Below are 10968 nucleotides of genomic sequence, written 5' to 3' on the forward strand. Positions count from 1 at the left end.
AGGTAATAACAACCCAAGACCATATCTTGCGATGGAGCGACGATCGGCGATCCGGTAGCTGGCGATAGAATATTATTACTCGCCAACATCAGCAGTCGCGCTTCGGCTTGGGATTCCAAAGATAGCGGTACGTGAACCGCCATTTGGTCTCCGTCGAAGTCGGCGTTAAATGCCGGACATACCAAGGGATGCAGTTGAATCGCCCGACCTTCAACAATGATCGGTTCAAAGGCTTGAATTCCTAAACGGTGCAGGGTTGGTGCCCGATTGAGCATTACTGGGTGTCCAGAAATCACTTCTTCCAAGACATCCCAAACGGTCGGATCGCCGCGTTGGATCAGCTTCTTGGCTGCCTTGATATTATTCACCAGGTTATTTTTAATCAACCGATGAATTACAAACGGCTGGAATAACTCGATCGCCATTTCTCTCGGCAATCCACACTGGTGGATCTTTAGTTTTGGCCCGACGACAATTACCGATCGTCCTGAATAATCGACCCGTTTCCCGAGCAAGTTCTGCCGGAAACGACCCTGTTTCCCTTCGATAATATCGGAGAGGGACTTGAGGGCGCGGTTATTGGCACCAACTACCGTGCGTCCGCGTCTACCGTTATCGATCAGCGCATCGACAGCTTCTTGGAGCATCCGTTTTTCATTCCGGACGATGATTTCTGGTGCTAAGATTTCTTGTAGTCTTGCCAGACGGTTATTCCGGTTGATAACGCGACGATAGAGATCGTTCAAGTCCGAAGTCGCAAATCGACCACCATCGAGTTGCACCATCGGGCGCAAATCGGGCGGAATTACTGGCACATAGCTGAGGATCATCCACTCGGGACGACTACCTGTAGCGATGAAGTTATCGATCACCCGCAGGCGCTTGATTAACTTCGCCCGTTTTTGCCCCTTAGACTCACTAATCTGCTGGCGGAGCTTTTCAGCCTCATCTTCCAATTGCAGGTCTTCTAGAAGCCGCTGGACGGCTTCAGCACCAATTCCGACCTCAACGTTTTCTAGTAAAGAATCTTCACTGTAAATCCGTTCTTCGATTTCCAACCACTGTTCTTCAGTCAACAGTTGCTTGTAACCGAGCGTGTCATCGTTACCCGCATTCAGCACGACATAGGAGTTGAAGTAGACGATCTGCTCGACATCCCGCAAGGGCATATCGAGTAGAATACTCAGATAGCTGGGAATCCCCTTGAGATACCAGACGTGAGCCACTGGCGCAGCTAGTTTAATAAAGCCCATCCGGTGACGGCGGACGCGGGATTCGGTAACTTCGACCCCACAACGTTCGCAGACGATCCCACGATGGCGGACGCGCTTGTATTTACCACAATGACACTCCCAATCCTTCGCTGGGCCAAAAATTCGCTCGCAGAACAAGCCATCCATTTCCGGCTTCAATGTCCGGTAGTTAATGGTTTCTGGTTTGGTAACTTCCCCAACTAATTGACCGTTGGGTAAATTCCGCGAACCCCACTCTCGAATCCGATCGGGCGAAGCAATCCCAATCTTAACGTAATCAAACTTGGTTTCTAGCTTTTGACGCATAATTTAGGGGATAGGGCTTATGGATGAGGACTGGTGGGGTAGTGGATAGTGGATAGTGGATAGTAATCGGATTTAGTCATTAGCTTTTATAGAAATGGATCGAAACGCGCTTGCGCGTCCAACTCTATTCACTATCCACTATTCACTTCCTACACTTCTTCGTTATCGTCTCCACGAGCAAACGACTCGTACGTGGGGCGAGAGGGGGCGCGGCGGGTATTAACATCGGCCATCAGATCGACTTCGACATCGCGGCTATCGCCATCGGGGGTCTGTTCGACTTTATGGACGGCAATATCTAGACCGAGCGATTGCAACTCGCGCATCAGTACCTTGAAGGATTCGGGAGTACCGGGACTAGGAATCGACTTACCTTTAACGATCGCATTAAGGGCATCATTCCGTCCTTGCATATCGTCAGATTTGACAGTCAGCAACTCTTGGAGGGTATACGCCGCACCAAAAGCTTCGAGTGCCCAGACTTCCATTTCCCCAAAGCGTTGACCGCCTTGTTGGGCTTTACCACCGAGAGGCTGTTGAGTAACCAGCGAGTAAGGGCCTGTCGAACGCGCGTGGATCTTGTCATCGACTAAGTGGACGAGTTTGAGCATATACGCTTTACCCACCGTGACAGGTCGATCGAATGCTTCGCCAGTCCGTCCGTCGTAAACAGTTGTTTTACCCGGCTCTTCCTTGTCAAAAATCCACGGTTTGTCCTGAACTTTGGCAGCAGCTTTCAATTTACCGTGAACTGTCGTCCGCGAGGCTTCAGGGGCATACATTTCATCGAAAGGTGTCACCTTAAACCGCATCCCGAGGTTGTGTCCCGCCCAACCGAGCAAGCATTCAAATACCTGACCGACATTCATCCGCGACGGTACGCCCAATGGGTTGAGGACGATATCGACAGCGGTACCATCGGGGAGGTAAGGCATATCTTCCACAGGCATAATCTTGGAGACAATCCCCTTATTCCCATGTCGTCCGGCCATTTTATCGCCGACTTGGATCTTCCGCTTTTGAGCGACATAAATCCGCACGACCATATTCGCACCAGGCGGTAATTCGTCACCTTGTTCGCGGGTAAACACCCGCACGTCAACGACGCGACCTTTTTCACCATTGGGCACCCGCAGGGAGTTATCGCGGACATCCCGCGCTTTCTCACCAAAGATTGCCCGCAGCAGTTTTTCTTCTGGTGGTTGATCGGATTCACCTTTAGGAGTGACTTTACCTACCAAGATATCGCCAGATGTCACCCAGGCACCCTTACGGATAATCCCCGTCTCATCTAGGTTCCGCAATGATTCCTCACTGACGTTGGGAATTTCACGCGTAATTTCTTCAGGGCCGAGTTTGGTTTGCCGTGCTTCGATTTCAAACTTCTCGATGTGGATACTAGTGTAGAAATCCTGCGAAACTAAACGTTCGCTGATCAAGATTGCATCTTCGTAGTTATACCCTTCCCACGGCATATACGCGACCAGGATATTTTGACCCAGAGCTAGCTCCCCGCCTTCAGTTGCCGAACCATCAGCCAGCACTTGACCTGCCACTACCCGAGCGCCGATTTTAACTAACGGACGTTGGTTGAGACAAGTATCCTGGTTAGAACGGTGATACTTCTGGAGCAGATACTTCTGCGTCCGACCGTTATCGCCCCGGACATCGATCGATTCTGCCTCGACAAAGCAGACCACACCATCGTATTTAGCGACCACCACCATTCCCGAATCCCGTGCGGCTTGAACTTCCAGTCCCGTACCGACTAACGGACGCTCGGGGCGCAGTAATGGTACCGCTTGCCGCTGCATGTTAGAACCCATCAGGGCACGGTTGGCATCATCGTGTTCGAGAAATGGAATCAATGATGTGGCGACCGAAATAATTTGTACGGGCGAAATCGCGACATAATCCACCTGATCCGGCGTAGTCGTCGTGAATTCATGCCGATAGCGAACGGGAATCGTCGAACCTAAGATATACCCTGCCTCATCGGTCGTAATATCCCCCGGTGCTACCCGCAGATCGTCTTCTTGATCGGCGGTCATATATTCCGCTTCTAGCTCCCGTTTGACCCGACCATTTTCGACAGGTAAGAAGGGCGTTTCGATAAATCCATACTGATTTACCCGCGCGTGAGTCGCCAGCGAACCGATCAGTCCCGCATTTGGACCTTCAGGCGTTTCGATCGGACAAATCCGCCCGTAGTGGGAGGTGTGAATATCTCGCACCGCAAAACCCGCCCGTTCTCTAGTCAAACCACCAGGGCCTAATGCCGAAAGTCGGCGTTTGTGGGTCAATTCCGCGAGGGGATTGGTTTGATCCATAAACTGCGATAGTTGCGAAGAGCCAAAAAATTCCTTGACAGCCGCAACCAAGGGCTTAGGATTGACTAAACTCGCAGGCGTTAAGCTGCTAGTCTCAGATACCGTCATCCGTTCGCGAATGATCCGCTCCAAGCGATTCAAACCGACCCGAATTTGGTTCTGGAGCAATTCGCCGACCGATCTCACGCGACGGTTGCCTAAGTGGTCGATATCATCGGTACTACCGATATCAAATTCGAGATTGATCAGATAATCGATCGCGCACAAGATATCTTGCGGCGTCAATACCCGCACGGTATCGGGAGTTGTCAACCGTAACTTACGGTTTAATTTATACCGCCCAACTTTGCCCAAATCGTAACGCTTGGGGTCAAAGAAGCGCGAATCCAGCAGTTGCTGACCGCCACTGACAGTAGGCGGCTCGCCCGGACGTAGCTTTTTATACAGCTCCATCAAAGCTTCTTCTTCGGACAAGTTGCCTTCTTTATCGATCGTCTTCTGATAAAATTCCGGGTGACGTAATGAGTCAAAAATCTCATTATCAGTCAAGCCCAAAGCTTTTAACAGTACTTGTGCTGACAGCTTGCGCGTCTTATCGATCCGCACCCAGACGATATCATTTTTATCCGTCTCAAACTTCAACCACGCCCCCCGGTTGGGAATTAGCGAGGCGCTGTAAGTTCTCCGACCGTTTTTATCTAGCTCGGACTTATAATAAACTCCAGGCGAGCGCACGATCTGATTGACGATGACCCGCTCGGCACCGTTAATAATAAACGTACCGCGATCGGTCATTAGTGGTAAGTCACCGATAAAGACATCCTGCTCGATGATTTTGCCTTTATCTTCTTTATTAATTAACTGCGTCGGCACATACATTTGCACCGCATAGCTAGCATCGCGCCGCTTAGCTTCATCGACATCGTACTTAGGACGCTTGAGCTTGTAATTTTTTGCCAAGAACCGCAGTTCTAGTTTGCCCGTGTAGTCAGTAATTGGCGAAAAGCTGTCTAGTTCTTCGATCAAGCCTTCTTCCAAGAACCACCGGAAGCTAGAGCGCTGAATTTCTACCAAATCGGGCAGCATGTAGGTGGATGCTGTAGTAGTAATCTGACTAGTCATGATATTCCTCTTGGTAAGTACGTGTCTTCACAGCGATCGACGATCGATTATTGATTATTCAGTGCTAACTTAAACTGAATCTAAGTTCGGAATTTTCGCTCCATAAATCTGCTTTGCTTCTTTCCGAGTAGCTTAAGCTAAGAATGCCCACTAGCCGATCGAATTTACCTCCTAGGAAAGTGGCAAATGTGTTCGCATCGAGATGGGCGATCGGACATTCGATAAACAGCGACCTGCGAATATGGATTGAAAATCATCTTCTTGGCAAATTAGGAGCTAAATTTATCTGGTGTGTAGCGCGCAGGAGCGAGGAATTAAATATATTTAATAGTTAGCCAATTGAAGATAATACTGGTAATCTAAATAGGTGTCGAGCATTAGTGGTAGTAGCGTCGGCTAGCATTTCGAGACGATCGCCCCTGAGCTGAGCCAAGTAACTGGCAACATGACTGACAAATGCAGGTTCGTTGCGCTTACCCCGCTTGGGCACGGGTGCTAAAAACGGACAATCTGTTTCGACCAACAACTTCTCGATCGGGACGAGCTTGGCAGCCTCTTGAATCTGAATCGCATTTTTAAAAGTTACCACCCCACTGAAGCTGATATAAAACCCCAGATCCAGAAACCATTGAGTTTCAACTGGAGTTCCCGACCAGCAGTGCATGACGCCCCGAACCTGCCCGAATTCCGACCAGAATTCTTGACAAATCTGGCGCATGGCAGTTGCAGCCTCGCGACAGTGAATAATCACTGGTAAATCCAATTCTTTCGCAATCTGTAATTGCGATCGAAAAACTTCACCTTGCCACTGGTGGTTGTCAGCTTTAAAAAAATCTAAACCCGTTTCACCGATTGCCACTACCCGCCGATCGCTACTTGCGAGATTCCGAATCAGATCGCTCCAATCTAGCTGCCACAGATCGGCGTCTAACGGATGTAAACCGACTGAAAAAAACAGTTCGGGAAACCGATCTGCTAATTTCTGGGTCTTTACAAACTCTGCTGGCGTTACACAAGAATGTACCAGTTGTACGACCCCTTGCTCTTGCCAGCGATCGCGCACTGCCTCTAGATCCGCCTCGAAGGCATCAAAGTTGATATGAACGTGAGTATCAATTAGCTGCATTTAGCACAGATCGATCGGTTGCGGTCGGAACGTTGGACTAAGCAGATTTAACTGCCATTGCTTTAGCCAGACGAGACTTTTTATTGGCACCGTTGTTACGATGCAGGACGCCTTTCTGGACGGCTTTATCGATCTTTTGATATGCTTCGTTCATGCACTTAATTACTTCAGCCGAGGTTTCGTCTGAAGGTGTTGCCGTATGCTTCTCGACGGCTGTGAAGTATTTCTTCATCAGCGTCCGCACCGCAGACTTATGGGATTTGTTGCGCAACCGATTCCGCTCGGCAACTTCGACTCTTTTGATTGCAGACTTAATATTTGCCACAGTTAGCCCTGGGAAAACTCACGTTTAAAAATTGACATAATGCCAGACATATTATCATAGCACCATACTTTGATATTGACAAGATATTTGTGGCAATGGGTTTAAATTGGCTCACCCATCCGATCGATAGCCAACTGAAGCGAGTTAGCACGTATCTACCGATCGATGCGACCCTACAATTTCTCGATCGAGCGATAAAGATGCGTTTGTTCTACTATAGCACCTGGATTACCCGCAGCAGCAATTTAAGAGTTCACATTCCACCAACTTTTTCTACTCGCTAGAACCTAAGTACTATTTTAGCAGAAAGTATGATATGCTTGTACTAGCAAGCTTGCCAGCGACACACTCGATTCTCCAAGGGAGCAACTAAGCCAACGATCGACCGCTCACAAGTCAAACATTTTCAGCCGCAAACTCACCGAGCGTCAGCTTTTGAGGTAACTCATCAGTACAGTTTGTGCTGGCTAACAAAACAGCATGTGACTGGATCTCAATTAGTACGGTGGCAAATCGCAGAACTTTAAAATCATTCATAGCAACCCATGACTTACTCCAAAACCAGAGCTACTAAAGACAACGCTGCCGAGTACGCACCCACTAACGGCGCAAATTCGATCGATGTCGAACCGCTAAATCGCGGCACTGCTACCACACCGCCAACCAACTCCCCAGAGACATTACTCGTGCCCAGTGCGGCGGAAGTTCGCGATCGATTTGCCGCACCAGAATATATCAATCCTAACGCCCGCCTTCCTCGGATTCAAGCTTTGCGCGGCGAAAATGGTGCCAGCGAGTGCGGTTATTTCATCACCGAAGCTGAAATGGCGAAGGCTGGCTGGAAACATGTCGATGAGAGCCAAACGATCGTATATGAATATAACAGTGGCGGCAAAGAACGAGGCTTATTAATCCAATCTCCCCGGATGTTAGTAGTACCACGTTCGCCCTTATTTGCCTTTGACAGACAAGTTTCTCGTCAAGAAGAGCGACTAGTTGTTGCGGGGCAATATAGCAAGCAACTCTACAGCGATCGCGAGAAATATGGTACAGCACAATGCTACGAAGTTTTGCTATTAGACGAGCACAATCAACCATTACATGAAATTGGGTTTGCTTATGTCGCCAAAGGTGCCAACCAAGCTAGCTTTAGCTTCCATTGGCAACAATTAGTAGCTCAAGTAACTAAATGTCATGCGATCGCTAACTCTATCCCCGCACGAGCTAAAGACGTTCGCTTTAATAGCCTCTGCGTATTTCAATTTACCGTCAAGCGCGAATTAGCAGGCAACAATGCCAAATCCCCTGCCTGTAAAGTACATACCCATGTCGAACCAACACAAGCTAACTGGGAACAGTTCTTTTTAGGTCGTCAAGATGAAATTGCCGATCGGTTTCTCAATCTGTTAGCACCTACTACCGAGCTAACTTTACCACAAGCTAATTTGTTGAGCTTGGCGGAAAAGCATGATGATGTGCTTATTGCTGATATCGCTGCATAAGCTAATTATCGAGACTGTAATCGGTTGTTTAATTCAATATAATTTGCGAGTAGAGGCATTAAATTTGATGCCTCTATTTTTGTATTTTGGGCAGTAGTCGCGATCGCATATTTATTGTTGCCATTTGAATTTCTGAGTATGCGAGCATCGCTACTTTTAGCGCAATCGGTGCTAAAAAAGCTAAAATCAATTAGGTCGCGATCTTTCATCACCAACCGTTACTATGATTGCAGCACTGGGATTAGATGTCGGTAGCAAACGGATTGGAGTGGCTGGTTGCGACGGATTAGGATTGATTGCCACGGGAATTACTACAATTTGGCGCAGCTCCTTTGCCGCAGATATCGATTGCCTCAGACAGATTATTGTCGAGCGCCAGGTAGAAATATTAGTGCTGGGATTGCCATATACAATGGATGGAAAAATTGGCTCTCAAGCCAAACAAGTTCAGAAATTTGCTCGCAAAGTAGCCGCCGTCATTGAATTACCGATCGAATTTATCGACGAACGCCTGACTTCCTATGCCGCCGAAGAAATGATGAAAGCGGCGAAGATCTCCGTATCTCAAAATAAAGCGACGATCGATCGGATTGCGGCTGCCGTAATCTTACAACAATGGCTCGACGAGCGACGATAACTATATATTAGCTAGATAAAGATTAATTCTCGGTCTAAATGTGACATCTGGAAGTGTTACTGGGAACCCTAGAAGCAAGAGATGTTAATCGATCGAAATGTATGTCGAAGTATTTACCGAAACCTTTGCTAATCGCCGCTTTGGGACTATCGGCTGCAAATGTGACCTTCCCCAGTATCGCTCGTTCGCAAACCAAACCTACCAAAACAGTCGGCGGGGTAGCTTTACCAGATCCTGACGCGATTAACAAAAAAATCCAGCAGAACTACCCGCCCGAATTATTAGAAGACGGACAACCCAAACCCTCACCAGCACAGCAATCTGGATCCACTACTAATCCCGCTGGTACTCCTAGTAATAGTATACTTAAGTCAGGTAACGATAACACTACGACAATTGGCACTGCAAATTACACATTTGTAATTTCAACTCCAATAATGATTGGGGTGGCTGTTGTCATTGGTGGCTTAGCTTTATTTCCAGTCATCTCATTATTATTAAATTCAAAAAAAGCTGCCCAGATCGGAAAAAGTTCATTCCTATCAAAATTCGGAGATCGATTTAGGAAGCCGCAGATTTTAGAGAGCGACAAATTTTTACATCACCGTACCGTTGAAAAACTCGCACAGATTACCAACCAAGCCGAAAATATCAATGCAGATAAGTTTGGTAATACTGAGTTTATGACATTTTTTAAGATTAAAAGTTATATCGCTCGATCGCTCGATGAATATGCTAATCTCGATGAGGTAATCGAACTACTAAAAATAGCAATTGATGCTCAGAATAGTTTTTCACAGATCGAGAGTACTGAATCTAGATATTGTAGCAGCAGTCAGCAACAACTCTACAAATTTGTCAATGCACTGTTGCCGCAAGACGTACCGCCAGCAGAATTTACACAGCAAGTCGAAGGTAAGCTTGCAGAGGTGTTACCACTGCTCAAAACCGATGAAGGTAAGATCGCTCTGCAAGCTTATGTTGTTGAAGTTTGTAAAATTTCCCAGCATGTATTGGGTCGAAAACTGATCTTACTATTTAAGAAATATCAACTCACCGATTATTCGACTTTACGAAGCGTTTCTAACACGATCGCATTACTAGATTCAGAAGATTTATTAAATCTAGATACACTGATGCTCTTAGTGATGGTTAAATATGACGTATTTGAAAAACTCGGCCCGATCGTCGGGATTGAAGAGCAGTATAACCGACCTGAGACTTATAGTAAAATGCTGCAATATATCGGGTTAAAGGCGCGACATGAATCTTCTTACCAAAAGTTTCAAGAGTTTTTATTACTGTTGAGACAATGGGAAATTCATTATCAGTCAGTCGTTAACGTCCGGGCAAAATATTCTGAAAAAGAATATCGTCTGCCTAAAGAGTTTCGGGACGAAGTACCAGGCTTGAAAATATACCAAAAATACAAAGATAGCTTCCACCTAATAACTCAAGAGCCAACAGTTGTAGTCAAAGCCGCGCCAAGTGCAGCGGTAGTTGCAGCTTTAACTGAAGTAACTCAAGCAGAGCAAAACATCGCAGTCGCTCAAACTGAAACGGTTGCATCTGAAGCCGAACAGATAGCAGCAATTCCGGCTTTAATTGCTGTGCCTAAAACTGAAGAAAGTGCAGCAGGAGCGCCGACTTTGACTAAAGTAAACTAACGATCGTGCCATAAAGTAATACAGGTATTTGTGAATTAGATAACGCGTAAAACCTTGCTGGTGGGCATTGCCCACCCTACTACATAAAATATTTTATCTAAATTACTAATACCTACTTACCCAGCAATTTTACAACTCCAATTCCGCCAAAATAAAGAGCTAAAACTGCACCTGCAAGTAAACTTTGGGTCAGCGGATCGGTAGATGGAGTAACGATCGCACCGACAACCATCGATCCTACTACCACACTCTTCCAACCAGCCAACATCAGTTGTGAAGAGAGAATACCTAATAGCGACAAAATAATTTGCACTACAGGCAATTCAAATAGTAAACCCGTCGCAAATAATAATACTAAAACAAACTCAAAATAGCGATCGATCGACCAAGCCTGTTCGACGACATTTTCACCATAGTCGATCAAAAAATTGAGCGCCGCTGGAATCAGCGCGTAATAAGCAAATGCGATGCCACCGACAAATAGCACCGACGAACCAATCACCACAGGTAATACTAGCTGTCGTTCGCGTCGCGTCAAGCCAGGGATGACAAATTGGATGATTTGATAGAGAATCACCGGACTCGCGACTAGCAACCCACAATAACCAGCCACCTTCACCGAGACAAAAAAGTATTCACCAGGAGCCAATTGGAGAAATTTAATACCAGTTGCTGGTATTTCTAAAATTTGGACGATTTG

General features: G+C 46.8%; 9 protein-coding genes. 3 read left to right on the forward strand and 6 right to left on the reverse strand.

Features of this window, described 5'->3' with window-relative positions; all coding sequences use genetic code 11:
* The 5 genes from RMO35_RS21685 to RMO35_RS21705 form a co-directional block, all read right to left on the reverse strand.
* Positions 1-1559 (reverse strand): DNA-directed RNA polymerase subunit gamma (locus RMO35_RS21685; protein WP_309744192.1); only part of this gene is annotated, 1559 nt, incomplete at its 3' end.
* 149 nt (positions 1560-1708) lie between these two features.
* Entirely contained in the window at positions 1709-5011 is a 3303-nt protein-coding gene (gene rpoB / locus RMO35_RS21690; protein ID WP_309744194.1) for a DNA-directed RNA polymerase subunit beta, read from the reverse strand.
* 331 nt (positions 5012-5342) lie between these two features.
* Positions 5343-6137, reverse strand: coding sequence for a TatD family hydrolase (locus RMO35_RS21695; RefSeq protein WP_309744196.1), 795 nt, complete (start codon positions 6135-6137; stop codon positions 5343-5345).
* Between the two features lie 37 nt (positions 6138-6174).
* Positions 6175-6462 (reverse strand): 30S ribosomal protein S20, encoded by a 288-nt coding sequence (gene rpsT / locus RMO35_RS21700; protein ID WP_309744199.1) that lies wholly within the window; start codon positions 6460-6462, stop codon positions 6175-6177.
* Positions 6463-6858: 396 nt separating this feature from the next.
* A complete protein-coding gene (locus tag RMO35_RS21705; RefSeq protein ID WP_309744201.1) occupies positions 6859-6999 on the reverse strand; it encodes a hypothetical protein in 141 nt (46 codons plus the stop codon).
* Positions 7000-7007: 8 nt separating this feature from the next.
* On the opposite strand from RMO35_RS21705, the gene RMO35_RS21710 reads away from it, so the two are divergent.
* The 3 genes from RMO35_RS21710 (at position 7008) to RMO35_RS21720 (ending at position 10268) form a co-directional block, all read left to right on the forward strand.
* Entirely contained in the window at positions 7008-7964 is a 957-nt protein-coding gene (locus RMO35_RS21710) for a DUF5895 domain-containing protein (RefSeq protein WP_309744203.1), read from the forward strand.
* Positions 7965-8187: 223 nt separating this feature from the next.
* Positions 8188-8601 carry a Holliday junction resolvase RuvX gene (ruvX, locus tag RMO35_RS21715; protein ID WP_309744205.1) on the forward strand — a complete coding sequence of 138 codons (414 nt, stop codon included), beginning with the start codon at positions 8188-8190 and terminating at the stop codon, positions 8599-8601.
* Positions 8602-8702: 101 nt separating this feature from the next.
* Positions 8703-10268, forward strand: a complete 1566-nt coding sequence (locus tag RMO35_RS21720) for a hypothetical protein (RefSeq protein WP_309744207.1) — start codon at positions 8703-8705, stop codon at positions 10266-10268.
* A 112-nt stretch (positions 10269-10380) separates the two neighbouring features.
* Here RMO35_RS21720 and tatC read toward each other — a convergent pair.
* On the reverse strand, positions 10381-10968 hold a 588-nt coding region (tatC, locus tag RMO35_RS21725; protein WP_309744209.1), incomplete at its 5' end, for a twin-arginine translocase subunit TatC.

The organism is Chamaesiphon sp. OTE_20_metabat_361 (genome assembly GCF_031364565.1).

Excerpts from the sequence above, each read along its gene's own strand:
- RMO35_RS21710 (WP_309744203.1), top strand. The coding sequence starts at position 7,008 with ATGACTTACTCCAAAACCAGAGCTACTAAAGACAACGCTGCCGAGTAC.
- ruvX (WP_309744205.1), top strand. The coding sequence starts at position 8,188 with ATGATTGCAGCACTGGGATTAGATGTCGGTAGCAAACGGATTGGAGTG.
- RMO35_RS21695 (WP_309744196.1), bottom strand. The coding sequence starts at position 6,137 with ATGCAGCTAATTGATACTCACGTTCATATCAACTTTGATGCCTTCGAG.
- RMO35_RS21720 (WP_309744207.1), top strand. The coding sequence starts at position 8,703 with ATGTCGAAGTATTTACCGAAACCTTTGCTAATCGCCGCTTTGGGACTA.
- rpoB (WP_309744194.1), bottom strand. The coding sequence starts at position 5,011 with ATGACTAGTCAGATTACTACTACAGCATCCACCTACATGCTGCCCGAT.
- RMO35_RS21705 (WP_309744201.1), bottom strand. The coding sequence starts at position 6,999 with ATGAATGATTTTAAAGTTCTGCGATTTGCCACCGTACTAATTGAGATC.